General features: G+C 68.5%; 18 protein-coding genes and 1 pseudogene. 11 read left to right on the top strand and 8 right to left on the bottom strand.

Annotated features, from left to right (window positions below; genetic code table 11):
• Window positions 1–86 precede the first annotated feature (86 nt).
• On the bottom strand, window positions 87–1,475 hold the full coding sequence (locus AC1DOP_RS14510; protein ID WP_442122116.1) for a tetratricopeptide repeat protein: 1,389 nt from the start codon (window positions 1,473–1,475) through the stop codon (window positions 87–89).
• Here AC1DOP_RS14510 and AC1DOP_RS14505 point away from each other — a divergent pair.
• Window positions 1,474–1,677 carry a hypothetical protein gene (locus AC1DOP_RS14505; protein WP_442122115.1) on the top strand — a complete coding sequence of 68 codons (204 nt, stop codon included), beginning with the start codon at window positions 1,474–1,476 and terminating at the stop codon, window positions 1,675–1,677. The genes AC1DOP_RS14510 and AC1DOP_RS14505 overlap by 2 nt on opposite strands.
• A gap of 70 nt (window positions 1,678–1,747) precedes the next feature.
• Here the strand turns inward: AC1DOP_RS14505 and AC1DOP_RS14500 are convergent, their stop codons facing one another.
• A complete protein-coding gene (locus AC1DOP_RS14500) occupies window positions 1,748–2,383 on the bottom strand; it encodes a 3'-5' exonuclease (protein WP_442122114.1) in 636 nt (211 codons plus the stop codon).
• 27 nt (window positions 2,384–2,410) lie between these two features.
• A complete protein-coding gene (locus AC1DOP_RS14495; protein WP_442122113.1) occupies window positions 2,411–3,661 on the bottom strand; it encodes an Hsp70 family protein in 1,251 nt (416 codons plus the stop codon).
• 150 nt (window positions 3,662–3,811) lie between these two features.
• On the opposite strand from AC1DOP_RS14495, the pseudogene AC1DOP_RS14490 reads away from it, so the two are divergent.
• From AC1DOP_RS14490 to cphA (AC1DOP_RS14470), 5 genes and pseudogenes are all read left to right on the top strand, one after another.
• Window positions 3,812–4,563: pseudogene (locus AC1DOP_RS14490) on the top strand (cbb3-type cytochrome c oxidase subunit I); the annotation flags it as partial.
• 36 nt (window positions 4,564–4,599) lie between these two features.
• Window positions 4,600–5,031: a DUF2244 domain-containing protein gene (locus tag AC1DOP_RS14485; RefSeq protein ID WP_442122112.1), complete on the top strand. Its 432-nt coding sequence runs from the start codon at window positions 4,600–4,602 to the stop codon at window positions 5,029–5,031.
• A gap of 157 nt (window positions 5,032–5,188) precedes the next feature.
• Window positions 5,189–6,097 (top strand): isoaspartyl peptidase/L-asparaginase, encoded by a 909-nt coding sequence (locus AC1DOP_RS14480; protein ID WP_442122111.1) that lies wholly within the window; start codon window positions 5,189–5,191, stop codon window positions 6,095–6,097.
• A 28-nt stretch (window positions 6,098–6,125) separates the two neighbouring features.
• Window positions 6,126–7,043, top strand: a complete 918-nt coding sequence (locus AC1DOP_RS14475) for a cyanophycinase (RefSeq protein ID WP_442122110.1) — start codon at window positions 6,126–6,128, stop codon at window positions 7,041–7,043.
• A complete protein-coding gene (cphA, locus tag AC1DOP_RS14470) occupies window positions 7,040–9,649 on the top strand; it encodes a cyanophycin synthetase (protein WP_442122109.1) in 2,610 nt (869 codons plus the stop codon). Before AC1DOP_RS14475 ends, cphA (AC1DOP_RS14470) begins: the two co-directional genes overlap by 4 nt.
• Window positions 9,650–9,706: 57 nt before the next feature.
• Here cphA (AC1DOP_RS14470) and cphA (AC1DOP_RS14465) read toward each other — a convergent pair whose 3' ends face one another.
• From cphA (AC1DOP_RS14465) to AC1DOP_RS14450, 4 genes are all read right to left on the bottom strand, one after another.
• Window positions 9,707–12,343, bottom strand: coding sequence for a cyanophycin synthetase (gene cphA / locus AC1DOP_RS14465; RefSeq protein WP_442122108.1), 2,637 nt, complete (start codon window positions 12,341–12,343; stop codon window positions 9,707–9,709).
• 92 nt (window positions 12,344–12,435) lie between these two features.
• A complete protein-coding gene (locus AC1DOP_RS14460; RefSeq protein WP_442122107.1) occupies window positions 12,436–13,899 on the bottom strand; it encodes an iron-containing redox enzyme family protein in 1,464 nt (487 codons plus the stop codon).
• A gap of 201 nt (window positions 13,900–14,100) precedes the next feature.
• Entirely contained in the window at window positions 14,101–15,501 is a 1,401-nt protein-coding gene (locus AC1DOP_RS14455; RefSeq protein WP_442122106.1) for an amino acid permease, read from the bottom strand.
• A gap of 168 nt (window positions 15,502–15,669) precedes the next feature.
• Window positions 15,670–16,515, bottom strand: coding sequence for a metallophosphoesterase (locus tag AC1DOP_RS14450; RefSeq protein WP_442122105.1), 846 nt, complete (start codon window positions 16,513–16,515; stop codon window positions 15,670–15,672).
• A 118-nt stretch (window positions 16,516–16,633) separates the two neighbouring features.
• Here AC1DOP_RS14450 and AC1DOP_RS14445 point away from each other — a divergent pair, with 118 nt between their 5' ends.
• The 5 genes from AC1DOP_RS14445 to AC1DOP_RS14425 all read left to right on the top strand — a co-directional run bounded on the left by AC1DOP_RS14445 (window position 16,634) and on the right by AC1DOP_RS14425 (window position 24,969).
• Window positions 16,634–17,260 carry a LysE family translocator gene (locus AC1DOP_RS14445; RefSeq protein WP_477251900.1) on the top strand — a complete coding sequence of 209 codons (627 nt, stop codon included), beginning with the start codon at window positions 16,634–16,636 and terminating at the stop codon, window positions 17,258–17,260.
• Window positions 17,261–17,402: 142 nt separating this feature from the next.
• On the top strand, window positions 17,403–18,914 hold the full coding sequence (locus AC1DOP_RS14440; protein ID WP_477251898.1) for an FAD-dependent oxidoreductase: 1,512 nt from the start codon (window positions 17,403–17,405) through the stop codon (window positions 18,912–18,914).
• Window positions 18,915–19,042: 128 nt separating this feature from the next.
• Window positions 19,043–20,908, top strand: a complete 1,866-nt coding sequence (locus AC1DOP_RS14435; RefSeq protein WP_477251896.1) for an AI-2E family transporter — start codon at window positions 19,043–19,045, stop codon at window positions 20,906–20,908.
• 147 nt (window positions 20,909–21,055) lie between these two features.
• Window positions 21,056–23,266, top strand: a complete 2,211-nt coding sequence (locus tag AC1DOP_RS14430) for a hypothetical protein (RefSeq protein ID WP_477251894.1) — start codon at window positions 21,056–21,058, stop codon at window positions 23,264–23,266.
• 86 nt (window positions 23,267–23,352) lie between these two features.
• Complete coding sequence (locus AC1DOP_RS14425; protein WP_477251892.1) at window positions 23,353–24,969, top strand: MFS transporter; 1,617 nt, start codon at window positions 23,353–23,355, stop codon at window positions 24,967–24,969.
• On the opposite strand, the gene AC1DOP_RS14420 is transcribed toward AC1DOP_RS14425, so the two are convergent.
• Window positions 24,948–25,823 (bottom strand): lysostaphin resistance A-like protein, encoded by an 876-nt coding sequence (locus AC1DOP_RS14420; protein ID WP_477251890.1) that lies wholly within the window; start codon window positions 25,821–25,823, stop codon window positions 24,948–24,950. The two genes, AC1DOP_RS14425 and AC1DOP_RS14420, sit on opposite strands and share 22 nt — an antisense overlap.
• Between the last annotated feature and the right edge of the window lie 43 nt (window positions 25,824–25,866).

Genomic DNA, 25,866 nt, shown 5'->3' with positions numbered 1-25,866 from the left:
CTCATGCCGTTGGGCATGATAGCGCGAATTGTCCATCCGACAAATATCCTTAGTGCAGCATGCACATCCTACCTCGTCAGGTCCACTCATACGGTGCGCTGTTCGTCGCGCGCCAGCGTGCGTGCATGCCATTGCCGGCTGAGGTCCTGGGCGTCCTCGATTTCGCGGGGCGAGAGACGGCGGGCGACGATGGCCTTGTTGGCGCTGGCCGCCGGGTCGCCGGCATCGGCCGCCAGCAACATCCACATGTAGGAGCGCACGCTGTCGCGCGGCACGCCGCGGCCGCTGTTGTACATGCCGCCCAGGTTGTACTGGGCCAGCGCGTGGCCCTGTTCGGCGGCCAGGGCATACCAGCGCACGGCTTCGGCATCGTCCTGTCCGACGCCCTGCCCGGTGGCGTACATGACGCCGAGATTGTTCTGGGCGCTGGCATCGCCCTGTTCGGCGGCGCGCCGGTACCATTCGACCGCCAGCACCTCGTCGCGGTGGACACCCTGGCCGTTCGCATACATCACGCCCAGCGTGAACTGGGCATTCGCGGCGCCCTGCCCGGCAGCCAGCCGGTACCAGTAGAAGGCCTGGCGTATGTCGGCCGGTACGCCGCGGCCGTGCGCATACATATTGCCGAGGTTGTACTGGGCCAGCACGTGGCCCTGCTTGGCAGCGCGGGTGGTCAGGGTCAGCGCCTCGGCCTGGTCGCAGGGGCCGCCGCGGCCGCCGGCCAGCAGCAGGGCCAGGCTGAACTGGGCTTCGGCATCGCCCTGGATGGCGGCGCAGTGCAGCCAGGGCCGGGCCGCCTTGGCGTCGCGCGGCACGCCCACGCCTTCGAGATAGCACAGGCCCAGCAGGCGCTGGGCGGCAGGATCGCCGCGCCCGGCCGCACGCCGGAACCAGTACACGGCTTCGGCATCGTTGGCGGCCATGCCCTGGCCGCGCCGCAGCATCATGCCCAGCGCCACCTCGGCCGGCGCATGCTTGCCCAGGGCTGCCTTGCGCAGCCAGGCCGCGGCCAGCGGGTAGTTGACGGCCGTGCCTTCGCCGCGCAGATAGCATTCGCCGAGCAGGTGCTGGGCGCTGGGCAGGTTCTGGGCGGCTGCGCGCTGGTACCAGACCAGCGCCAGCTCCGGGCTGCGCGCCACGCCGCGGCCGCGGCGCATCATGTCGCCGAGGTTTTGCTGGGCAGAGGGATCGCCCTGCTCGGCCGCCAGCGCGAACCAGCCGACCGCCTGGGCGTCCGACTGCGGCACCCCGCGCCCTTGGTAAACCATCGAGCCGAGATGGTTCTGGGCGAAGGCCAGGCCGCGCTCGGCCGCACGGCGCAGCCATCCGGCCGCGCAGGCGTCGTCGCGGGTCACGCCGTCGCCATTCTTGTAGATCAGCCCAAGGTTGAATTGCGCATAGGGGTCGCCGCGCTCGGCCGCGCGGGCGAACCAGGCCAGCACGGAATTCTCCGGTGAGACGTCAGACTGCTGCATGCTCGCTCCAGGAAAAATCGGACAGGAAAGCCTCGGCGCCGCTTCATGGCAGCGCCGCAAGAATTGCCAAAAGTTTAACTATGAGGAATCCGACGGGCTTGATCTGGCACAGACGGGCGACCGTTCGACACGGAAAAAAATCCGGAAAAATCGGCAACTAGACAGAGCCAGCGCAACCGTTGCGGAAATCACGCCGATCTGATGAAGCAGCCATTGTGACGAGACAAACTGTTGGGTTCGCACACAGGCTAGCGGGCGACCCCTTCGACAGCTCAGCGCGCTCTTTTGCGCGCTGCAGCATAATCGCCGATGTAGCCATGCACCCTGGCTGCCGAGAGGCGATTGATCTCGACCAGCAGTTCGGGCGCCACCGGCGCCAGCCCGTAGGATTCGCCCAGGCGGCGGCCGATGTGCAGCAGCAGGCGGGCCGCCACTTCGGCGTCGGCCTCGGCGCGGTGGGCGGTGCCGCGGAAGGCGATCCCGAGGGACCGCGCCAGTTCGCCGAGCTTGTAGCTGGACATGCCCGGCAGCACCCGCCGCGACAGCTTGACCGAGCACACCAGCCCCGCATGGCGGCAGGCGTGGCCCAGGCGCGCGCCTTCGGCCTTGAGGAATTTCTCGTCGAAGCTGGCGTTGTGGGCCGCCAGCGTGTCGCCGCCGATGAATTCGATCAGTTCCGGCACCACGTCTTCGGCGAGCGGGGCCGTGTCGACCATCTGCTGGGTGATGCCGGTGAGCGAGGTGATGAAGGGCGGAATGCGAACCCCGCAATTCACCAGCGACACATAGCGGTCGACGATCTCGCCGCCGGCAATGCGCAGCGCGGCAACCTCGGTGATACGGTCGCCGCCCTCCGGCGAGAGGCCGGTGGTCTCGAAGTCGAGCATGACGATCGGGCGTTCAAACATGGTGGTCTTTCAGAGTTGGGCTTTCACTTAACCGAATTTACGGGCGGCGTCGATGGCCAGGCCTGCGCCGATGCTGCCGAACAGGTCGCCCTCGACGCGCCTCGCCTCGGGGACGATGGCGGCAATCCGTTCACGCAGGGCCGCGACCCCGCTCGAGCCGCCGGTAAAGAACACCGTGTCGACCTGGTCCGCGGCCACCCCGGCCTCGCCCAGCAGGCGCTGCACGGTGGCGCCGACCTGGTCGACCAGGCCCGCGATGGCCGCCTCGAACACCGCGCGCTCCACCTGCAGGCGTTCGGGCGGCGACAAGCGGTCCAGGTCGAGCTCGACCAGCGGCGTGGCCGACAGGCCGATCTTGGCGTCCTCGACGCGCATCGCCAGCCAGTGGCCGGCGCGCTCGTCGATCAGATTGCGCAGCCGGCCCAGCTTGGCCGGCTCGGCGGCGTCGCGCGCCAGGTCGTCGAGCTGGGCGATGCTCTTGCGGGTATAGGCCTGGTTGATCGTGTGCCAGGTCGCCAGGTTGAAATAATAACTGGACGGCACCGGCGCACCAGAAACCAGCGCGCTGCCGTAGCCCAGCAGCGGCATCACCGAGGCCAGGCTCAGGTATTTATCGAAGTCGGTGCCGCCGATGTGCACGCCGCCGGTGGCGAGGATGTCGTCGCGGCGCTCGATGCGGCCTGCGCGGTCCGGGCCGAGGCGCACCAGCGAGAAGTCCGAGGTGCCGCCGCCGATGTCGGCGATCAGCACCAGTTCTTCCTTCTCGATGCGCGATTCGTAGTCGAAGGCGGCGGCGATCGGTTCGTACTGGAAGCCGATCTCGCGGAAACCGGCCGCGCGCGCGATCTCGGCCAGGGTGTCCTCGGCCAGGCGGTCGGCCTGCGGATCGTCGTCGACGAAGTACACCGGGCGGCCGAACACGGCGCTGGTGAATTCGCGCCCGGCCTGCTGCTGGGCGCGACGGCGCAGCTCGCCGATGAAATGGGACAGCAGTTGACGGAATGGCAAGGCGCGCCCGGCGACTTCGGTCTGGCCATCCATCAGGCTGGTGCCGAGCAGGCTTTTCAGCGAGCGCATCAGGCGGCCCTCGTAGCCCTCCAGGTAGTCGGCCAGGGCGGCGCGGCCGTAGCGCACCTGTTCGTCGTCGGCATTGAAGAACACGACCGACGGCAGGGTCGGCTTGCCGTCCTCGAGGGCCAGCAGGCTGGGATGGCCGGGGCGGACCCAGCCGACGGTGGAATTGGAGGTGCCGAAATCGACGCCGCAAGCGTTCGCCATGGAAGCCTATCTGGAAGAGGAGCAAGGGAAGGGGCGAGATGTTACCAGAACTCGGCCGGGGCCGGCGAGTCTCCCGCCGCCGCGGAAGTTCCACAAGCCGCAATCGGGCGCCGGATGTATCAAGCCCGCCACACGCTGCGATCGTGCGCGCTGCCGGTGTGCTGCTGGACCTGGCTGATCACCGCCTGCCTCGGCACCACCCTCTTCATCGCGGCCGGCGGCGGCGGTCCGCTGATGTTCCAGCACGTATTCCGGTTCTTCGGCCATCCCGAGGTCTGCATCATGATCCTGCCCGGCTCCGGGATCACTTCCCAGGTCATTCCGGACTTCTCGCGCAAGCCCCTGTCCGGCCATGCCTCGATGGTCTACGCCACGGCGGCGATCGCCATCATCTCCTTCATCGTCTGGGCCCACCACATGTTCACCACCGGGATGCCGGTCACGGCCCAGCTGTTCTTCATGTACGCCACCATGCTGGTCGCGAACCCGACCGGGGTGAAGGTGTTCAACTGGGTCGCGACCATGTGGAAGGGCTCGCTCACCTTCGAGCCGGCGATGCTGTTCGCGGCCGGCTTCCTGTGGGTGTTCACGATCGGCGGCCTTTCCGGGCTGATCCTGTCGGTCGCGCCGATCGACATCCAGGTCCGGGACACCTATTACGTGGTCGGCCATTTCCACTACGTGCTGGTAGCCGGATCGCTGTTTTGCATGTTCTCCGGCTATTATTACCGGGTGCCGAAGTGGACCGGGCATATGGTCAACGAGTGGCGCGCCAGGTTTCACTTCTGGAATTCGCTGCACCGGCGCCTGCCAGGCCCTGGGATGGCGCGGAAGGGCTGGAGTGGACGGTGCCCAGCCCGGCACCCTTCCATACCTTCGAGACGCCGCCGATGGTGAAATGAATGTGGTTCGAGTGGACACTGCAGCGCAATTGTTCGATGACGCCCCGCCAGGTGGCGCGCGCCTATGCCGTGCTGTGCACCATCTCGCTGGCCGTCGCCCTCGCCTTCTTCCTGCGCGGGGTCTGGATCGTGCTGGCCTTCTCGCTGCTCGAACTGGCCTGCGTGGGCCTGGCCCTGGTCCTGTATGCCCGCCACGCCCTCGACCGCGAACGCATCTCCCTGTCCACCAGCTGCCTGCTGATCGAATGCGTGCAGGCGAACGTCCGCAGCCAGGCGCGCCTCGATCCGCTCCGGACGCGCGTCCTGCCGCCCACCGAGCTGCCGCCCGCCGGCGCCCGGCGCCCCCTGATCACCCTCGAGTCGCGCGGCGTGCGGATCGAAGTGGGCCGCTTCGTCAATGAAGCCAAGCGCCGCCAGGTCGCCCGCGAACTGCGCCAGGCCCTGCGCCAGGTTTCCGCCCTGCACTGATCCCTTCCTGTCCGTCTTCACGAATCCTTGTCAGCGGGCTCTTACATTCACACGGCCCCGGCACCGATGTTTCAATTTCGGCATCATTTGCATAATGTGCACATTCGAATGCCGCGCTGAAGCCTAGCGCGGCATTGCATCATTTTGGAGAAGAAGAATGTCCCTAAGCCAAGGAAGCCATGCCATCGTCGTCCACGGCGGCGCCGGCGGCAAGCCCGAATACAAGGACGGTTGCGAGCGCGCCGCCCAGCGCGCCGTCGAAGAGCTCGGCATCAGCGGCGATGCACTCGAAGCCGCCATCGCCGCCGTCACCGTCCTCGAGGATGACGGCCGTTTCAACGCCGGCCGCGGTTCGGTGCTGTGCCTGGACGGCGAGACCGTCGAGATGGATGCATCGGTGATGGATACCCGCGGCCGCCTGGGTGCGGTCGCCTGCGTGCGCGGCATCGAGAACCCGGTGCTGCTGGCGCGCGCGGTGGCCGATACCCCGCACTGGTTCCTGGCCGGCGACGGCGCCGACCGCTTCGCCGCCGCCATCCGCCATCCGCTCTGGAACACGATCTCCGAACACCAGCGCGAACAGCACCGCCAGGTGCGCGAGGCCCTGGCCGGGACCGCCCCGGCCATGCCTGGGGTCGACAACCAGGCCTTCCTGCGCTTCTGGAACTACCGGAGCGCGCCGGACCTGCCGCCGGGCGCCGCCTGCGACACTGTCGGCGCCGTGGTGCGCGCGCCCGACGGCCACTTCGGCGTGGCCGCCTCCACCGGCGGCTCGGCCCCTTCGCTGCTGGGCCGCGTGGGCGATACCCCCATCGTCGGCAGCGGTTTCTACGCCGGCCCGGCCGGGGCGGTAGCCGCCACCGGCATCGGCGAATACATCGTGCGCCACCTGCTGGCGCACCGCGTCTACACCTGGATCGAGGACGGCATGCCGCTCGAGCAGGCACTCAGGCGCGGTATCGAACTGTTCGACAAGGACGTCGACGTCGGCCTGATCGCGGTCAGCCGCACCGAAGCCGGCGCCTTCAGCAACCGCGACATGCCGCGGGCACGAATCGGCAACTGAGCATCAAGAACCGGGAAGCAGCGAACCCATGACGCCACGAGAACAAACGCCGCAACAACAGGAACAGGAGCGCCAGGTGCGCGAAAGCCACGGCCATCTGGTGATCATCGGCGGTCATGAAGACCGCCAGCACGACAAGGAAATCCTGTGCAGATTCGTCGAGCTTGCGGGGGGCAAGGACGCGAAGATCGTCGTGATCTCGGCCGCCAGCTCGGTCGCCGGCGAAATGTGGGAAATCTATGACCAGGCCTTCGGCGAACTCGGCGTGAAGAACCGCGTACACCTGCACCTGCAGAGCCGCCAGAGCGCCAACGACCACGAGCACATCAAGGACATCCGCGACGCCACCGGCATCTTCATGACCGGCGGCGACCAGAAGCGCCTGCTGGCCATCATCGGCGGCACCGCCCTCGACACCGAGATGCATGCCGCCCTCAAGCTGCGCGGCGCCTGCATCGGCGGCACCAGCGCCGGCGCCTCGGCGATGTCGGGCCACATGCTGGCCCAGGGCCGCGCCGAACTGCACCCCGAGAAGGGCTCGGTGAGCCTGGGCGCCGGCCTCGGCTTCCTGCACAGGGTCGTCGTCGACCAGCACTTCTCGGAGCGCCAGCGTCTCTCGCGCCTGCTGTCGGTGGTGGCCCAGAATCCGTATTTGCTGGGTATCGGGATCGACGAGGATACCGCCCTGATCATCGAACGCGGGGTCGGCATCGAAGTACTGGGCGAAGGCGCGGTCACCATCGTCGACGGCCGCAACATGAGCACCAATATCGCCGAGATCTCGGACCACGAGACCCCCGAACTGATCGACGTACGCCTGCACCTGCTACCGGCGGGCAGCAAGTTCCGCCTGCCGGACGACGACGACGAGGACGAGGAACAGCGCATTCCCCGTCCGCTGCTCGAGTTTCTGGAAAATGTAACTAAACCGAATCCGCTCTCATGAGAATCATCGAACAACGCTTTTTGCGCGGCCCCAATCTGTACGCCGCCACACCCTGCCTGATGGCCGTCGTCGACACCGGCGAAGATGGCAAGCATTCCCACACCGCTGGCCTCGGGGCCCGCTTGCTGGCCCTGCTGCCCGGCATATGCCCCGAAGCGGCAGCCCGCCTGGCCGACTGCGCCTCTCCCGCCGAAGCCCTGGAGCCGGTGATGATGGAGCTGCAACGACTGGCTGGCGCCGCCTCCGGTTTCAGCGCCAGCATGCCTGTTCCCGCGCAAGCGGAAAAACTGCGTGTGGTCTGCGGCTATACCATCGAACAGCTTGCCGGCGCCGCCCTGCGCACTGCCCGCGAGCTGATACGCGCGGTCGCCGCGCACCAGGAATACGAGCTCGGCGCCGCACTGAAGGAACTGCAGGAAATCGCGCAAGACTACGCAATCGGCACCAGTACCGGCGCCGTGGTCGACGCCGCCCGCAAGCGCGGCATCCCGAGCCTGCGCCTGACCGACCAGGCGAACCTGTTCCAGCTGGGCTGGGGCAGCAGGCAGAAGCGCCTGCAGGCGACCATCACCGGCGCCACCAATAACATCGCGGTCGGCATCGCCAGCGACAAGCAGCTCACCAAGCTGCTCCTCGACCAGGCCGGCTGCCCGGTCCCGGCCGGCGACACCGTCAGCACCCTGGCCGAGGCCCAGCGCGTGGCGCACAGGCTGTGCAGGAACGGTGGCAGCGTTACCGTGAAACCGCTCGATGCCAACCAGGGCAAGGGCGTGACCACGGCCTGCGCCACGCCGGAAGAAGTCGAGCGCGCCTTCGAGTTCGCGCGCAGACATGGCCGCCGCGTGATCGTCGAGGAATTCCTGCGCGGGCGCGACTACCGCGTGCTGGTCACCGGCAGCAAGATCGCGGCCGCGTCCTGGCGCCGCCCGCCGCACGTGACCGGCGACGGCGTGCATTCCATCCGGGAGCTGGTCGAGATCGAGAACCGCAACCCCGCGCGCGGCGACGGTCACACCAACATCCTGACCAACATCCCGCTCGACGAGATCGCCCTCCAGATATTGGCGAGGCAGGGCTATGATCTTGATTCGGTACCGGCGGAAGACACCTGTGTCGAACTGCGCGGCAACGCGAATCTCTCCACCGGCGGCACCGCCGAGGACGTGACCGACCTGCTGCCGGAAGAGACCCGCGACATCTGCATCCGCGCCGCCCGCACCATCGGCCTCGACGTGGCCGGCATCGACATCGTGTGCGAGGATATTTCGCAACCGCTGCGCGAGCAGCGCGGCGGCATCATCGAAGTGAACGCGGCGCCAGGCATCCGCATGCACCAGTATCCGAGCCGGGGCACGCCGCGCGACGCCGGCGCCGCCATCGTCGAGGCCCTGTTCGGCGAAGACGACGGCCGCATTCCCGTGGTGGCCGTCACCGGCACCAACGGCAAGACCACGACCACCCTGCTGATCGCCCACGCCGTCCGCATGGCAGGCCTGCGCGCCGGGGCCGCCACCACCGAAGGCGTGTTCGTCGACGGCCAGCGGATCGTCAAGGGCGATTGCACCGGCTACTGCTCGGCGCGCAGCGTCCTGAGCTCGCCGGACGTCGACTTCGCGGTGCTGGAGACGGCGCGCGGCGGCATCCTCAAGCGCGGCCTGGCCTACGACCGATGCGATGTGTCGGTGGTGCTGAACGTGTCGGCGGACCACCTGGGCCTGGACGGCATCGACTCGGTCGAGGAGCTCGCCAAAGTCAAGGCCGTGGTGGCCCAGCGCGCCTCGCGCGCGGTGGTGCTGAACGCCGAGGACGACCATTGCGTGGCGATGGCCGCGACCCTGGCGGACGGCGTCGAACTGCTCTACTTCTCGCTGGACGCCGACAACCCCTGCCTGCTGCGCCACCTTGACCACGGCGGCCGCGCGGTCTACCTGGAAGACAATACCATCGTGATGGCCAACGGCGCCCGTCACGAGGCCATCGTCGACGTGCGCCAGATGCCCGTCACGCTGAAGGGCGCGGCCCGCTACAACATCGCCAACAGCCTGGCGGCCGTCGCGGCACTGGCGGCAAGCGGCTTCGGGAACCTGGAGATCGCCGACGGCCTGCGCAGCTTCGTCTCCGACTGGAAGCACAACCCGCTGCGCTCGAACCTGTTCGACGTCGACGGCGTCACCGTGATCTTCGATTACGCCCACAACACGGCAGCCTATGCGGCCCTGGCCGAGACCGCGCGCGCGATGACGCCGGGCCGCCTGGTCGGCGTGGTGGCCGCCCCGGGCGACCGCCGCGACGCCGACCTGGTCGACATCGGCGCCACCTGCGCCGCCGGCTTCGACGCACTGGTGGTCTACGAAACCGAGAACCGCGGCCGCGCCGCCGGCGCCGTGGCGGCCAGGCTGGCCGAAGGAATCCGCCTGGCGAAGTTCGAGGAAGACCACCTGCGCGTGGAGCTCGACGTGATTGACGCGATCCGGGCGGGCCTGGCGCGCTGCGAGAAGGGCGACGTGCTGGTGTTCGGCTGCGGCTCGGATATCAGCGAGTTGCTGGAGGCGATACGGCCGACTTCGCCGGAGGTGGCTCGGCGGATTGAAACCGAGTCAGTGTAGCAAGCCACCAATGGAAAACGGGCCCTGAGGCCCGTTCGTCGTTCCAGCGCAGGTCTCTCACCCCACCTGTCCCGCAATCCGCTCCGCACTCTCCGGATCCATCTCCCGGATCGCATCCACGAACACCTGCAGCGAGGACCCGCAGGCAAACACCAGCACGTCCCCGCGCCCGCACAGCGACATCCCGAGGCGGATCGCCGCCCCCACCTCCAGCTCGCGGTGCAGGGTATCGGTCTTGCCGACCACCTCTTCCGCGCCCTCCAGGATCAGGTCGACGGCGCCGCCGTAGGCGCGGCCGCGGCTGGACGATTCGTAGACCACGAGTTCGTCGAAGCGCCCTGCGCAGACGCGGCCGACTTCGAGCAGGTCGGCGTCGCGGCGGTCGCCCGGTGCGGTGACGATGCCGACCAGCTGGCCGGGCAGCAGCGAGCGCGCCATCTCGGCCAGGGCGGCGTAGGCGGCCGGATTGTGGGCGTAGTCGACGATCACGGTGACGCCGCGCACCTCGAACACATTGGTGCGCAGCGGGTTGGTTTTGCCGTCGCTGACGAAGGTGGAGAGGCCGGTGGCGATCTGCAGGTTGCTGAAACCGGCCGCCATCAGCGCCGCGCTGGCTGCCAGGGCGTTGGCGATGTTGTAGCGCGCGCGGCCGCCCATCGAGATCGGCATGCTCTCGACCCGCAGCAGCTCCTGGTGCACATTGGCGTCGGCGAGCACGATGGCATTGTCCTGCAAATAGGCGGCGCGGCCGCCCTCTTCCAGGTGGCGCAGCAAGACCGGGGCTTCCGGATTCATGGCGAAATAGACCAGCTCCACGTCGGGGCGCACGCGGCGCGCCATCGCCACACACAGCGGATCTTCGGCGTTCAGCACGGCGGCGCGGGTGGCGGACAGTGGCACCACGGCCTTCACCTGGGCCAGGTCTTCGATGCTGTCGACGCCGTCCAGGCCCAGGTGGTCGGGCGAGACGTTCAGGCAGATGCCGACGTCGCAGTAGTCGAAGGCCAGGCCGCGCTTGAGGATGCCGCCGCGTGCCGTCTCCAGCACCGCGATCTCGACTTCCGGCGCGGCCAGCACGGTGCGCGCCGACCAGTAGCCGGTGCAGTCGCCCTTGGTGATCTGCTTGCCGTCGATGTAGACACCGTGGGTGGTGGTGGCGCCGGTCACGCGCCCGGCCAGGCGCGTGGCGTGGGCGATCAGCAGCGTGGTGGTGGTCTTGCCGTTGGTGCCGGTGCAGGCGATGATCGGGATGCGGCCGTCCGAGTTGCCCATCAGGCCTTCGACGATCGCGCCGCCGGCGTCGCGCGGCTCGCCGCTGCTCGGATACTGGTGCATGCGGATGCCCGGCGCGGCGTTCACTTCGATCACGGCGCCGCCCTGGGCCGCCAGCGGCTGGCTGATGTCGCGGCAGACGATGTCGATGCCGGCCACGTCCAGGCCAATCTTGCCTGCTGCGCGCACGCAGATCTGGCGCGTCGATTCCGGCAGCAGCTCGGTCACGTCCTCGGCGGTACCGCCGGTCGACAGGTTGGCATTCCCGCGCAGCTCGACCGCCACACCCTCGGCGGGGATGGTATCCGGCGCTTGGCCCTGTTTGCGCAGGACGTCCTCGGCATGCGCGTCGAGCGCGATCCGGGTCAGGATGTTGGTGTGCCCCGCGCCGCGCGCCGGGTTGCGGTTCTCGATCTCGACCAGCTCGCGAATCGTGTGCCGGCCGTCGCCCACCACATGGGCCGGACGGCGGCAGGAAGCCGCGGCGACGCGGCCGGCGGCCACGAACACGCGGTAGTCGCGGCCTTCGATGCTGCGTTCGACGATGATGCGGCGTCCGAACTTGCGGGCGAAGGCATAGGCCTGCTCGACTTCTTCCGGCGTGCGGCAGTCGACCGTCACGCCCTTGCCCTGGTTGGCGTCGAGCGGCTTGACGGTGACCGGCACCGCCAGCTTGCGCGCCACGCGCAGGGCGTCGTCGATGGTGTCGACGGTCTCGCCTTCCGGCACCGGCACGCCGGCTTCCGTCAAGAGCTGCTTGGTGAGCTGCTTGTCGCCGGCGATGCGCACCGCGATATTGCTGGTGTCGCCGGTGATGGTGGCCTGGATGCGCTTCTGCTTGACGCCCCAGCCGAGCTGGAACAGGTTGGCGTCCTCGGTGATGCGCTGGACCGGGATGCCGCGCTCGTGGGCGGCCGCCAGCACGGCGGCGGTACTGGTGCCGATCGCGTAGTGCTCGGCCAGCTCGCGCAGTTCTTCCAGGCGTGCCGCCAGGTCGTTGAAGTCATGGCCGTGGGCCAGCGCGTCGACGATGTCCACCGCCAGCTGGAAGGCCGGCTGCGCCACCTTCTCGATCTGGTAGGCGCACACCACCCGGTACTGGCCAGGTGTGCCGGCCACCGGGCGGGTGCGGCCGAAGCTGGCCGGAGCGCCGGCCAGGCATTGCAGGCCGAGGGTCACGTGTTCGACCACGCGCGCCAGGTAGGTGCCCTCGCGCAGGCGCTGGGCGAAGCCGCCCGGCTGGCCGATCGGCACCAGGTGCTCGGCCAGCGAAGGCAGCAGGTTCAGCAGGGCTTCGCTGAACCGCGGGATGTCGCGCGTGGAGACGCCGTACAGGTCGCCGAGGTCGAGCACGGACAGCAGGCAGGGGGTATCCGCATGGATGTTCGGGCCACGCAGGAATCGTTGTTCGAGAATTTGCACGTGTAGGTCCTTGTAAGGCTGATCGCACGGCGGCGCGGAAGAGAGGCATCCCTTCCGCGCCGTCGGGTCTTGCTTCCGTCCTGCCCTTGCCGCTATGCGTCCAGCAGTTGCGAATACATGCGGGTCGCCATCAGGCCGATGGCCGTGTGATGCACGGACGGCGACATCAGGCGCGCCAGCATGGCCATCGCTTCCGGCTTGGAAGCGGCGCCGGCTACCTTCTCTTCCAGTTCGCGCAACTCGGCATCGCCCTGCAGGGCGCCGGCCGCATGGCGGCGGATCAGGCCGCGCTCCGGATAGCCGCTCTTGCCGGCGTGCTGGGTCAGGGTGTCGAGGGTGCGCTGGCGCGCGCGGTGGCTCAGCACGCGCGTGGTGCGCTGGGAGGCGTCGGCATCGCGCGGGGTCTGGATCCAGTCGCGCAGCACCTGCTGTTCGTAGCTGGTGAAGACGCCGAACATCTCGGCGCGTTCGCCCTGGATCAGGCGCCAGAAGCGGCTGTTCTCGACGTCCTCGCCGCGCTTGATCCAGCCGGCGCTTTCCAGCGCCGCCAGGAAGGCCGGGATCTGCCTGGGCTCGCCGAGCCAGTCGTTGATCGAGCGGCCGGCGACGCGGCAGTAATCCGAATGCATGTTGCGGCCGACCGCGGCCTTGGCCGTGAAGATCTCGACCAGCTCCGCTTCCAGATCGAAGGCGGCGATCACCGAGGTGGTGCAGGCGCCGAGTTCGTTCAGCCGGTAGCCGTCCAGCACGCGGCGGAAGAAGTCGGCCGGGTCGCCGGACTGCGCCATCAGGTGACGGAGCGCCTGCACCGCCTTGTGCGCATGGCCGCTGCCGGCGTTGTCGACGGTAACGTGCAAGGTGAAGTAATACGGGTCGATGCCCAGTTCGTTCAGCTCGTAGGACGTGATCAGCAGGTGCAGCGGCAGCTGCTCGTAGCCGAGGTTGTAGCCCACGACCTCGGGCAGGAAGCGGTCGGCGTTGCAGGCCAGGGCCAGCTGGATCGCGCCCTGCACGAAATGGCTTTCCGACAGGCTTTCCCAATGCTCGCAGCCATGGGTGGCCAGCAAGCGGCGGTACAGGGTCACGTGGTTCTTGTCGGGCGCGCCGTCGCCCAGCTCTTCGAGATAGGTCTTGATGAGGGGGTGGAAATCCGGATTTTCCCAGCGCGGCAGGGTACCGTAGAGCCAGGCGCCGTCGACCAGCTTGGTCGGCGCGACGCCCTTCAGGAAGTACAGCGCATGCGATTTGCTGCCGAAGTAGCGGCGCGGCGCGCCGTTCTTGCGGGCGCTCAGGTATTCGCGATAGGCGATGCCCGCCGATTCGGCGCGGCCCTGGATCCAGCCGGGCAGCTCCCACAAGCCGTCCGGCAGGTCGCAGGGTTCCAGGCGCGCGGCCTCGATCTGGGCCTGCAGGTAGTCGCGCGACCTGGCGGCGGCCGCCTCCGGCTTGTCCAGGAGGGAGAAATACAGGGCTTTCGAGCTTGCAAGCGCCTGGCCTGCCCGCGCTCGTGGCGCGGATTCCAGCTCGGGCGACTCCATGGCATAGGTGGTGGTCATAGACAATCTATTGGTAAATGTTCTACCAAGATTATCCGTAGCGCCCGGCGCGCACGTAATCGGTTGTCGGCTTACCTGAATGTCGGACAGGGATTACAAAAATTTCACGAATTTCCAAAAGGAACTTCGGAAAGCGATCGGGGCGCCGCAGCAGGAGCCGCGGCGCCCCGATCGGGCAATACTAAAGGATGGCGCTGCCCCTTACTGGGTCACGCCATGCAGCAGAGAACGGCTGCGTGCGTAGCCGAAGTAGACCAGCAGGCCGATCGCCAGCCAGATCCCGAAGGCGATCCAGGTGATGAGGCTCAGGAAGCTCATCAGCGCCAGGCAGAAGATCACGGCGATCGCCGGAATCACCGGCACGCCCGGGCAGCGGAAGGCGCGCTTCAGGTCCGGACGCTTCTTGCGCAGCACGATCACGGCCACCGATACCAGGCAGAAGGCGGCCAGGGTGCCGATGTTGACCAGCTCGGCCAGCACGTTCAGCGGCACGAAGGCAGCGATCAGGCCGAACAGGATGCCGACCACCCAGGTCGCGAAGAACGGGGTGCCGAATTTCGGATGCACGGTCGACAGCTTGGCCGGCAGCAGGCCGTCGCGCGACATCGCGTACACGATACGGGTCTGGCCGAAGGCCATCACCAGGATGACGGTGGTCATGCCGAGGATGGCGCCGAGGTCGACGAAGCCGGCGAACCAGTTTTCGCCGGCGTGCTGCAGGGCCAGCGAGACCGGGTGGTCGATGCCTTCGAACAGCTTGAACGGCACGATGCCGGTCATGATGGCCGACACGATCACATACAGGATGGTGCAGATGGCCAGCGAACCGATGATGCCGATCGGCAGGTCGCGGGTCGGGTTCTTGACTTCCTCGGCGGCCGAGGTCACGGCGTCGAAGCCGATGAAGGCGAAGAACACCACGGCGGCGGCACTCATCACACCCGACACGCCGAAGGGCATGAAGGGATGCCAGTTGGCCGGGGTCACGTGCTTGAAGCCGACCAGGATAAACAGCAGCACGACCGAGATCTTGATGACGACCATCACGTTGTTGACGCGGGCCGACTCACGCACGCCCCAGGACAGCATGGCGGTCAGCACCAGCATGATCAGCAGCGCCGGCAGGTTCATGATGGTGCTGACGCCGGGCAGCGCGCCCGGTGCCGCCGACAAGGCTTTCGGAATCTCGATGCCGAAGCCGCCGATCAGGGATTGGAAATAGCCCGACCAGCCAACCGACACCGCCGAGGTCGCCAGGCCGTATTCCAGCAGCAAGTCCCAACCGATCATCCAGGCCACCAGTTCGCCCAGCACCACATAGCTGTAGGTATAGATCGAACCGGCCACCGGCACCGTCGATGCGAACTCGGCATAGCAGAGGGCGGCGAAACCGCAGGCGATGGCCGAGACGACGAAGGACAGCGTCAGTGCCGGACCGGCGGTCAGGGCGCCGGTGCCGGTCAGCACGAAGATACCGGTACCGACGATCGCCCCGATCCCCATCAGGATCAGGTCGAAGGGGCCCAGCACCTTCTTCAGTCCGCTGGGCTTGCCCGCGGCGGCGACCATGTGGTCGAGATTCTTGGTTCTAAAAAGACTCACTGCATTCTCCAATCGATAGTAGATAGTCCCCAGGCCCTTTTATATTGGATGTCTCCTCCGCGGGCATGGTTGCCGCTCGGCAGCAGCGTAAGCGGCACGCCATATTACTCAAAAATCAATCGATAGAGTACGCCCTTGCCCGAAAAACGGTTAATTCGGGAAGAATTTTTAGCGCAAAGTGCAGATGACGAGCTCCGGATCGGCGCGAACGCGCAACGGAATGCCGGCGCAGCCGATGCCGCGGCTGACGAACAGGGGGCCGTTGCCCGCGATCTCGAAGCGTCCATGGCCGTATTCCCGCGAATAGGGACCGCTGGGACGCTTCAGCGGTTCGCCATTGCGGCGTACCACCTGCCCGCCGTGGGTGTGGCCGGCAAAACCGAGGTCGAAACGCTGGCCTTGCAGGCACCACAGGCCGTCCGGGGAATGCATCAGATAGATCCGCACCGGGCCGGCGCCGGCGAAGGTGGCCCCGGCCGAAGGCGCGCCGGTCCACGGATCGTCGATGCCGCAGATGCTGACCGACCCGAAAGGCGCCGGCAGCGCGATATTCCGGTTGACCAGCACCTCGATGCCGGCCTCGGCCAGCACCGCGGCCACCTCGGCGCTGCCGTTCCAGACGTCGTGGTTGCCCAGCACGGCATAGGTGCCGAGCGGCGCCGTCGCTTGCCGCAGGAAGCCGCGCAGCTGGCCGATGTTGGCGGCGTCGAAGGAAATATAGTCGCCGCCCAGCAGCAGCACGTCCGGACCTTCGTGCCGAATCCGCTCCAGCAGCACGTCGAACAAGGCCGGATGGGTGGTCGGGCCGGCGTGGAAATCCGAGGCGAAGCCGATCTTCAAGGGACGCGGCAGCCGCCGCTCGGGTCCCAGCTCGAGCTCGTAGCGGCTCACGCCCAGGCTGCCGTGACCGCCCAGGCGATAGCTGAGTCCCGCCGCCCAGCCGCCCGCAAGCAGGGTGCCCAGCAGCCTCTCGGTGGCGTGGCGGACTGGCCGGTGGCGTTTGCTTGGTCGCATGCAGTGGAAAGAATTAACAGATGTTGCAAAATTGCCACTGTACACCATCGAGGCCGCCCAGTGGCGCAACCTTGGACCGGGACTAGTGCACTATGTCAACGAAGTGTAAGATGCGCGCATGCTGACACCCGAACAATTGCTCGCTTTCCTGGCCGCCGCCATCCTGTTGACCCTGTCTCCGGGGCCCGACAATATGATGGTCCTCGGCATCGGCATGGCCAAGGGCCGCATGCGCGGGATGGCCTTCGGCCTCGGCTGCGCGCTCGGCTGCCTGAGCCATACCCTGCTCGCGGTGATCGGTGTCAGTGCCCTGATCGCAGCCTCGCCGCTGGCCTTCACGACCTTGAAGGTATGCGGCGGCCTCTACCTGGCATGGATGGGTTTCAACGCCATCCGCAGCCGCGGCGCCGCCGCCGCCAGCCGCGCCGAGGGTGTGACCGAATCCGCGCGCACCCTGTTCTTCCGCGGCGTGTTCGCGAACGCCATCAATCCGAAGGTGGCGCTGTTTTTCCTGTCCTTCCTGCCGCAGTTCGTGGTGGCCCAGCGCGGCGACGCCAACCTGCAGACCGCCCTGCTCGGCCTGACGTTCACGGCGCAGGCCGCAGTCCTGTTCGGCCTGCTGGGCTTCTTCTCCGGCACGGTCGGCACCTGGCTGACGCGCCGCCCGCGCGCCGGCATGTGGATGGACCGGCTTGCCGGCGCCATCTTCATCGCACTCGGCCTGCGCCTGATCGTGGCGCGCTGAAGGCTGCGCCGGCGGGCATCTTCTTTCGTTTACGTTCGTCAACGCTGCGCCGCGGCATGCCGGTTCTTGGGATCATGAGCCGAACGCGGCCAGCCCCGCGGCTGGCCGTACGCAGACCGACAACGACAGAAAGGCGCCCCCTATGGATACCTCATCGCTCTGGAAAGGCACGGCGGCCAAGACCGCCTGCCTGCCGACCCTGCAAACCGACCTGAAAGTCGACGTCGCCATCGTCGGCGCCGGCATCACCGGCCTGACCGCCGCCATGCTTCTGGTCCAGGCCGGCAAGCGGGTCGCCGTACTCGACGCCAGCAAGGCCGGCGACGCCAACACCGGCAACTCGACCGGCAACCTCTACGCCACCGTCGACCTCGGCCTGCACACGCTGGAAGAGCTGCATGGCCTTGAAACCATGCGCCGGGTAGTGGAGTCGCGCTCGGCCGCCATCGACCTGATCGAGGCCACGGTCGGCCGCCTGAAACTGGACTGCGGTTTCCAGCGCGTGCCCTGGCACCTGATCGGCGTCGATGCCGCCCATGTGGGCGACATCGAGAAGGAAGCGCTGGCGGCGATGCGTGCGCGCCTGCATGCCGACCTGCGCGACGACGCCCCGCTGCCGATCGACACGGCGTTGAAAACCCTGCGGGTCGAGGACCAGGCCCAGTTCCAGCCACTGGCGTACGTGCGGCAACTGGCCCAGCGTATCGGTGGCGAGGATTGCCTGATCTTCGAGAACACCCGCGTCACCGCCATCGACGATGCGCCTGCCGTGGTCCACACCGAGCACGGCAAGGTCGCCTGCCAGCATATCGTGATCGCCACCCATACGCCGGTCGGCATCCACCTGGTGCAGTCGCAGCTGGAGGTGGTGCGCGAATACGGCATCGCCGCACCGCTGCACGACAGCGTGCCGGAACCCGGCGCCTACTGGTGCATCGGCCGGGAGCGGCATTCGGTGCGCGCCTTCACCGAGCACGGCCGCAGCTACCTGGTGGTGATCGGCAGCGCCCACAAGCTGGGCGAGCAGGAAGTCGGCGCCGAGCGCTTCCAGCAGCTGGAACTGTTCGCGCGCGACCACTTTCCGATCGGGCCGGTCGAATACCGCTGGTCGGCCCAGCGCTACCGCGCCAAGGACAAGCTGCCCTATATCGGCCGCAACGTCGATGCGGAGAACACCTATGTCGCGACCGGCTTCTCGGGCGACGGCCTGACCTACGGCACCCTGGCCGGCATGATGCTGGCCGACGAGATCCTCGGCCGCGGCACGCCCTGGCGCGACCTGTACGCGGTCGAGCGCCTGGCCGGGGACAAGCGGCCCAGGGGCTTCGAAAGGGAAAGCACCGGCCCCGCCAGCCCGGACCAGGCGGTGGCGCTCGGCGCCGGCGAGGTCGGCAAGCTGGCCGACCTGCCGCCCTGCCGGAGCCGCAAGATCGAGGTCGACGGCAAGCCGGTGGCGGTCTATCGCTCCCAGGACGGCCGGCTGCAGGCGGTGGCCGGCAAGTGCTCGCACATGGGCTGCGAGATCAAGTGGAACGGCGCCGAGACCAGCTGGGACTGCAGCTGCCACGGCAGCCGTTTCGCGCCCGACGGCCGGGTGCTGGAAGGACCGGCGCTGGCGCCGCTGCAGACCGCCAGCATCGATCAAGGCACTTGAAAATCGCGGTCACAGGGCTGAACGGGAGGCGAAAACCAGCATAAAATTGATCGCCTTCACGTTTTTGCGCTACATTGCTGGTTTTACGTTTTCTCGGGATAGATTTCTATTCCGCACGCAGCACGCGAATGCGCGATCTCTCCCTGTTCAAGCACCTGAATGCCGGCTCCCTGATCACCGTCACCTGTGGCCTGGGCCTGCTATACGTCGGCCGCGACGTTCTCGAACCGATCGCCCTCGCTTCCATCCTCAGCCTGGTGATCGCGCCGCTGATCCGCAGCATGCGCCGCGCCGGCCTGCCCCAGGTGCCGGCGACGGCACTGTCGGTGCTGCTCGCCACCACCTGCCTGGTCGGGGTCGGCATCGTGCTGGCCTTCCAGTTGGTGGCCGTCACCGGCGACCTGCCGAAGTACCGTGCGGCAATGCGCACCAAGGTGGCCGCCGTGCGCGAAATCGCCGAGCGGCCTTTCGCCCGCATCGAGGCCGAACTGAGCGCGGTGGCGCCGTCGGGCGGCACGACCGCCACCGGCAAGCGCGGCATGACCACGATCACCATCAGCCCGACCCAGCCGATCCCGGTCGAGATCCGCGCCCCGCGCCTGACCACCACCGGCGCACTGACCCGCCTGTTCTCGCTGGCCTGGGGCCCGATCGGCGAGGCCGGCCTGGTGCTGGTGCTGCTGATTTTCATGTCGCTGGAGCATGAATCGCTGCGCGACCGCCTGATCCGGCTCGGCGGCCAGACCGAGACCAGCCGCACGATCCAGGCCCTCGCCGATGCGGCCCAGGGCGTCTCGCGCTTCTTCTTCTCGCAATTCATCGTCAACATCACCTTCGGCGCCCTGATCGGCGTGGTGCTGTGGGCGCTCAGCGTGCCGCACGCGGCGCTGTGGGGTGCGCTCAGCGGCCTGCTGCGCTTCGTTCCCTATCTCGGCATCATGGCGGCCGGCGCCGTGATCGCGGTGTTCGTGGCCGCCATCGACCCCGGCTGGACCCTGGCCCTGTCGGTGATGGTGCTGTTCGTCGCCCTCGAACTGGTGGTGGCCAACATCATCGAACCGAAAGTCTACGGCCACAGCTCGGGCCTGTCGCCGCTGGCCGTGATCGTGTCGGCCCTGTTCTGGGGCGCGATGTGGGGCCCGGTCGGGCTGCTGCTGTCGACCCCGCTCACCCTGTGCCTGGTGGTGGCCGGCCGCCACGTCCGCACCCTGGAGCCGGTCACCATCCTGCTCGGCGACGCCCCGGCCGTCACGGGCGCCCAGCGCTTCTACCAGCGCGTGCTGGCCGGCGACATCGGCGCCATCATCCACGACGCCCATGCCTACCTGGAGCGCTCCAGCTTCGCGCGCTACTGCGACCACATCCTGCTGCCGGGCATCGTGCTGGCGGCCAGCGACACCCGCTCGGGCAAGATGGAAAAGATCCAGGAGGAACGGATCCGCGCCGTCATCGCCGACGTCGCCATCACCCTGACGCCGGAATCGGGCGGCCCGCCGAAGAGCCGGCGCCGGCGCGACGTCTCGCTGCTCGACGCCAATGTCGGCGCCCACCTGCGCCAGATGCGCGAGGCGCGCCTGGGCCGCTGGCAGGGCGCCCTCGACGTCCCTGCCCACTCCGTCGTGCTGTGCGTCGGCCTGGCCTCGATGCGCGACGACCTGCTCAGCGAACTGCTGGTGCGCGCCCTGCGCGAAGCCGGCGTCGACGCGCGCAGCTTCTCGATCATCGCCGACAACGAGAACCCGGGCCCGGACACGGCCGACCTGGTGTCGACCGTCTTCATCGCCTATCCGGTCGAAGCCATGCTGGACCAGTGGCTGGCCACTGTCGCCAACCTGCGCGCCGGCCTGCCCGAATCGATGCTGGTGACGATACGGCTGCCGCTGATCGATCCGGTGCCGAGCGCCTCGCTGGTCGAAAAGCAGGTCGACATGGTGCTGCGTTCCTTCGAAGAAGCGCTGGCCTTTGTCGCTCCCGAGCGCGTGCCGCGCCCGTAAGCAGGCGCGGCCGACGCCGGTCTTTCCGGCCGACAGCAGCGGCGCGTCGCCGTCTTGATCCTTGCCCAAGCCACTGCTCGGAAAACGCTCCACGGCGGCGGCCCTGCCCGTATGATCATGGAGAGGCAACAGGAAGGGAGACGGAGGATGCCGGAACGGACGGAGGTCGGGGAGCGTGACATGGGCGGGGAGCGGCTGCGCGAGCCGGCCGCTCCGCGCCGGCGCTCGCGCGGCCGCGGCAACCATGTCACCCGCTTCACCTTCCTGCGCCGCACCCTGCTGCTGAATTTCTATCCGGTGCTGACGGTCGTCGCCGGCAACATCATCCTGCTCATGGTCCCCCAGGCGCGCGAGGCCCTGGGCGCCTTCGGCAACTTCAACGAGACCAGGGACGTGGTGTGGGCCAACGCCGGCTACTGGTTCTTCATCGCGGCCCTCGTCTACTGGTCGCTGACGGCCTGGTACTGCGCGCGGCTGCTGCTGGCCAAGCGCTTCGCCGTCGACAATGTCGGCCAGTGCGCCAGCCATCGCTTCGCCGCCGCCACCAATACCTGGCTGCCGCGCGGACTCGGCCTGCTGGCCTGCGTCCCGATCACGGTCTGGTTCGCGCTGCCGGACGCGCCGCCCGGCGCCTGGCTGGTCCCGGCCCTGTACACCGGCCTGTTCGTGGCGCTGACGGTGCGGCGCCGGCGCCTCCTGAACCGCTGGCTGGGCCGGCAGGCGCTGGCGGACAAGGCCTGGGCGCGCACCCACCGCACGCCGCGCATCAGCCTGGCCGCGATGCTGCTGATGTTCGCCGTGTCCGGGATGGTGCTGGCGGCGGTCTGCATCGGCCGGGAGACGGCCTCGCGTCTCCTCGGCGCCCCGGCCCTGCTGCTGTTCGCCTTCGGCTCCTGGACCGTGTTCGGCAGCATCATCCTGGTCTACCTGCCGAAAACCGCCGGCTGGCCCTCGCTGGCCCTGCTGCCGCTGTTCGCGGTCCTGCTGTCCTCGATCTCGAACGAGAACCACTTCGTGGCCCGCAACGGCGGCCCGCCGCTGGCCGTCCGGCGCCCGGCGCTGGCCGACGACTTCCGCGCCTGGCAGGCGGCGCGCGGAGTCCATGGCGGCGAACCGGTTTACCTGGTGGCCGCGGCCGGCGGCGCCTCGCGCGCGGCCTTCTGGGCCGGCACCCTGCTGCTGGAACTGGAGCGCCAGGCGCGCAGCCAGGGCAAGCGCTTCGCACCCAACATCTATGCGATGAGCGGCGTCTCCGGCGGCAGCCTGGGCCTGGCCGCCTTCGCCGGCTCGCTGGCGGTGGGCGATCCGAACTATGACCTCACGGCCGACCGGGTCGAAGCCTTCCTCGGCCAGGATTACCTCGCGCCGCTGGTCGGCTACCTGCTCTATCCGGACCTGCTGGCCCGCTTCTGGCCCTTCCCCTGCCGCGCCTGCGACCGCTCGCTGGCGCTGGAAGGCGCCTGGCAACGCGGCTGGGCCCAGCGCTTTCCGCTGTCGCCGGCGCACGACTGGTTCAGCCGTCCCCTGCTGGCGCCCGGATCTGACGCGGCCGGCCTGCCGCGGCTGCTGTTCAACACCACCTCGGCCAGCGAAGGCCGCCGGGTGCTGCAGTCGAACCTGGCCTTCCTGCCGCCCCAGGCCTACGACCTGTTCGCCCGCCCGCCGGGCGACCAGGCGCTGGACACCACCCGCCTGACCCTGGCCCAGGCGGTCCATAACAGCGCCCGCTTTCCCTACATCAGCCCGGCCGCGCTGGTGTCCACCATCGGCGGCCAGCGCTGGGACTACCTGGTCGACGGCGGCTACTTCGAGAACTCGGGCGCGGCCACGCTCAACGCGATGATCCGCGAGATCCTGACGCTGGGGGTGATCAAGCTCGAACAGCTGGTGGTGCTGGTGATCGAAAACGAGCCGGCCACGCAGTCGCAATGGATCTGCCCGACGGGCGCCCAGTTGCGCGATGCCGCCGCCGGCCCGGCGCCGCGCCCCCTGTCGGTCGGCCTGCGCATGCCCTGGCAGGCGCGCCTGCGCCCCGGCGACAAGGTCGTGCCGCCGGTGCCCGAGCTGTCGCTTCCCTTCTACGCCCTTTACCAGACCCGCAACGCGCGCGCCCAGGCCGCCGAGGAGGAAACCACCCGCCTGCTGGGCGGCTGCGGCGCCGGCCGCGTGGTCGAACTGCGCTACCCCTGGACGCGTGATGCCCGCCAGCCGCCGCTCAGCTGGTACCTGAACGGCGGCACCACGCGGGCCATGGCCGGCATGCTGCAGCGGAAAGAGAGCGAGGCGCCCGAGGTCGGCGCCTTCCTGGCGAACTGGAAGCGGATCCGCGAGACCATCCTGGGCGAAGCCACCCCTTGAGGCCCTCCATTAAGTTGTCATACGTCAGTTGCACGTCGGTATAATCGGCGCTTCCACCCGCACCGCTGTGTTCTTCCGGAAGCCCCATGAAGCAGAACGGCCTGACCTTTCACTCCCCCTTCGCCTTCTGGATCGGCACCCTCGCCATCGTTGCCGGCGTCCTCGCCCACATTCCGATGTTCGTCTGCGCTTCCCACATGGGCTACCGCATGGTCGGCATGCCGATGGATGCGGCGATGCTGGCCGGAATGGCGCTGATTCCACTGGGCCTGGTCCTGGCCGCCTACGGCCTGATGCCCCGCCTCGGGCGCCTGCGCGCGCACGGCGGCGGCCACGCCCCCCTGCAGTTCGAGGTGGCGGACGGCATTCCGCTGAACCGCCGCCACTGGAGCCTGGTCCTGGTGCTGGTGGTGGCCCTCACCATCGACGTCATGAAACCGGCCACCCTCGGCTTCGTGATGCCGGGGATGACCAGCGAATACAGCCTCAGCAAACAGAATGCCGGCTTCCTGGCCCTGGTCGCCCTGACCGGCACCACGGTCGGTTCGGTGGCCTGGGGCATGATCGCCGACCGCTACGGCCGCCGCGCCACGATCCTCCTGTCCGCCCTGATGTTCATCGGCACCGCCATCTGCGGCGCCATGCCGTCCTTCGGCTGGAACCTGGCGATGTGCTTCCTGATGGGCGCCTCGGCCGGCGGCCTGCTGCCGATCACCTTCACCCTGATGGCCGAGATGATTCCGGCGGCCCACCGCGGCTGGCTGCTGGTGGCGTTGGGCGGCATCGGCAACTCGGCCGGCTACCTGGTGGCCGCCGGCGCCGCCAGCCTGCTGGAACCTTCGTACAGCTGGCGCGTGCTGTGGCTGCTGGGCCTGCCGACCGGCGCCGTGATCATCCTGCTCAGCCGCCTGCTGCCGGAATCGCCGCGCTTTCTTGCGAGTAACGGCCTGCATGCCGAGGCACGCGCGGTGCTGGCCCGCTTCGCCGGCAGCATCCGCGATGCGGGCGCTGGCCCGGCCGCGAGCGGCGCGCCGGCGGCGGCCGGCTCCGGTATCGGCGAACTGCTGCGCGGCGGCTATGCGCCGCTGACGATCGGCATGAGCGTGGCCGGCGTGGCCTGGGGGCTGGCGAACTTCGGATTCCTGCTGTGGCTGCCGATGAACCTGCGCGCCATGGGCATGGATGCCGCCACCGCCACCTCCCTGCTGGCGCGCGCCGCCTTCCTCGCCCTGCCCGGCACCCTGCTGGTGATCTGGCTTTATCACCGCTGGAGCTCGATCATGACCCTGGTCGCCTTCATCGCCTTGAGCGCCGCCAGCCTGCTGGCCTTCTTCCTGCTCGGCTGGATGGGCATCGCTTCGACCACCGCCCTGGCGATCGCCACCTGCGCCCTGCTGGTCTCGGCCAGCGGCGTGATCGCCACCCTGATTCCCTACGCGTCGGAGATCTATCCGGTGCACCTGCGCGCCACCGGCTCCGGCGTGATCGCCGCCAGTTCCAAGCTGGGCGGCATCGTCGGCGCCGGCCTCGGGGTGGTGGGACTGTTCGCGGACGTCTCGCTGTCGGCCCTGGTCATCGCCGTGCCGATGCTGGCCGCCGCCGTGTTGCTGGCTCGCAAGGGCATCGACACGCGCGGCCGCCGTCTCGAGGACATCCAGCGCCTGGTGACGGTGGACGCCGCTCAGCGCGCCAGCGCCGGATAGGTAAATGCCAGGAAGTGCACGGCGTTGAGGACGAAGTGGGTCAGGATCGCACCCTCGATGTGCCGCGCGCGCAGGTAGGCCCAGCCATAGAACAGCCCGGCAACGGTCGCCAGCAACACCAGCGGCGCCCCGCCACGCGCGTGCGCCAGGCCGAACAGCACGGCGCTGAGCACCAGTGCCAGCGCGGCGCCGGCGCGCCAGCGTTGCATCGCAGCCGCCATGCGTTCGAGCAGCAGGCCGCGGAAGAAGGCTTCCTCGGTCACGCAGGTGAACAGCAGGTTCATCGCCAGGAAGGCCGCCGAATACGGCGTCCACTTGAGGTCCGGCAGCACATAGCCCAGCGCGAGGCCGACGCCCAGCACCACCGCCAGGGTCGCGAGCGGCACCGGCCACGCGCGGCGCAGCATGGCCAGCCACTCTTCTGCGGTCCGGAGCGGCCGGCAGAACACGCCCATCAGCACGATGCCGGCCACCACGGTGTCGTAGTTCAGGCGCAAGGTCAGCGCCGGCGCACCGCTGGAAAACACGATGCCCTCCGCCAGCACCGGATTGAAGAAGCCCGGCACCCGGTGCAGGGCGAACAGGAAGGCGGACAAGCCGGTCAGCAGCAGCAAGGCTGTCCGCAGCCAGGTCTGTTGCGCCTCGCGCGCCTGCCAGGCCAGGGCCGCGAAGCCGCCCACGAACAGCGGCGCCCGCCAGTCCAGGCTGCCGGTGGCGATGCCCGCCAGGCAGACCAGCGCCAGGCCGGTGCACCAGGTCCAGTCGCGCCGGCCGCGGATCGGCGGCGCCCACAGCAGCAGTACGGCCAGGGCCAGGGCGCCGAAACTCGGCAGGATCGCGGAAGACAAGGGCATGGGTCGGAGGGCCGTTATTGTAAATTTGCAAGATTATACGGCC

This window comes from Massilia sp. 01N410 (assembly GCF_056399665.1).
This window is presented reverse-complemented; position numbering and strand designations above follow the sequence as displayed.

Bases quoted from the DNA above. Each gene is read 5' to 3' on its own strand.
- AC1DOP_RS14445 (WP_477251900.1), top strand. From the start codon at position 16,634: ATGCTGACACCCGAACAATTGCTCGCTTTCCTGGCCGCCGCCATCCTG.
- AC1DOP_RS14440 (WP_477251898.1), top strand. From the start codon at position 17,403: ATGGATACCTCATCGCTCTGGAAAGGCACGGCGGCCAAGACCGCCTGC.
- AC1DOP_RS14425 (WP_477251892.1), top strand. From the start codon at position 23,353: ATGAAGCAGAACGGCCTGACCTTTCACTCCCCCTTCGCCTTCTGGATC.
- AC1DOP_RS14450 (WP_442122105.1), bottom strand. From the start codon at position 16,515: ATGCGACCAAGCAAACGCCACCGGCCAGTCCGCCACGCCACCGAGAGG.
- AC1DOP_RS14505 (WP_442122115.1), top strand. From the start codon at position 1,474: ATGCTCGCTCCAGGAAAAATCGGACAGGAAAGCCTCGGCGCCGCTTCA.
- AC1DOP_RS14475 (WP_442122110.1), top strand. From the start codon at position 6,126: ATGACGCCACGAGAACAAACGCCGCAACAACAGGAACAGGAGCGCCAG.
- AC1DOP_RS14485 (WP_442122112.1), top strand. From the start codon at position 4,600: ATGACGCCCCGCCAGGTGGCGCGCGCCTATGCCGTGCTGTGCACCATC.
- AC1DOP_RS14495 (WP_442122113.1), bottom strand. From the start codon at position 3,661: ATGGCGAACGCTTGCGGCGTCGATTTCGGCACCTCCAATTCCACCGTC.
- AC1DOP_RS14430 (WP_477251894.1), top strand. From the start codon at position 21,056: ATGCCGGAACGGACGGAGGTCGGGGAGCGTGACATGGGCGGGGAGCGG.
- AC1DOP_RS14420 (WP_477251890.1), bottom strand. From the start codon at position 25,823: ATGCCCTTGTCTTCCGCGATCCTGCCGAGTTTCGGCGCCCTGGCCCTG.
- AC1DOP_RS14480 (WP_442122111.1), top strand. From the start codon at position 5,189: ATGTCCCTAAGCCAAGGAAGCCATGCCATCGTCGTCCACGGCGGCGCC.
- AC1DOP_RS14460 (WP_442122107.1), bottom strand. From the start codon at position 13,899: ATGACCACCACCTATGCCATGGAGTCGCCCGAGCTGGAATCCGCGCCA.
- AC1DOP_RS14510 (WP_442122116.1), bottom strand. From the start codon at position 1,475: ATGCAGCAGTCTGACGTCTCACCGGAGAATTCCGTGCTGGCCTGGTTC.
- AC1DOP_RS14500 (WP_442122114.1), bottom strand. From the start codon at position 2,383: ATGTTTGAACGCCCGATCGTCATGCTCGACTTCGAGACCACCGGCCTC.
- cphA (WP_442122109.1), top strand. From the start codon at position 7,040: ATGAGAATCATCGAACAACGCTTTTTGCGCGGCCCCAATCTGTACGCC.
- AC1DOP_RS14435 (WP_477251896.1), top strand. From the start codon at position 19,043: ATGCGCGATCTCTCCCTGTTCAAGCACCTGAATGCCGGCTCCCTGATC.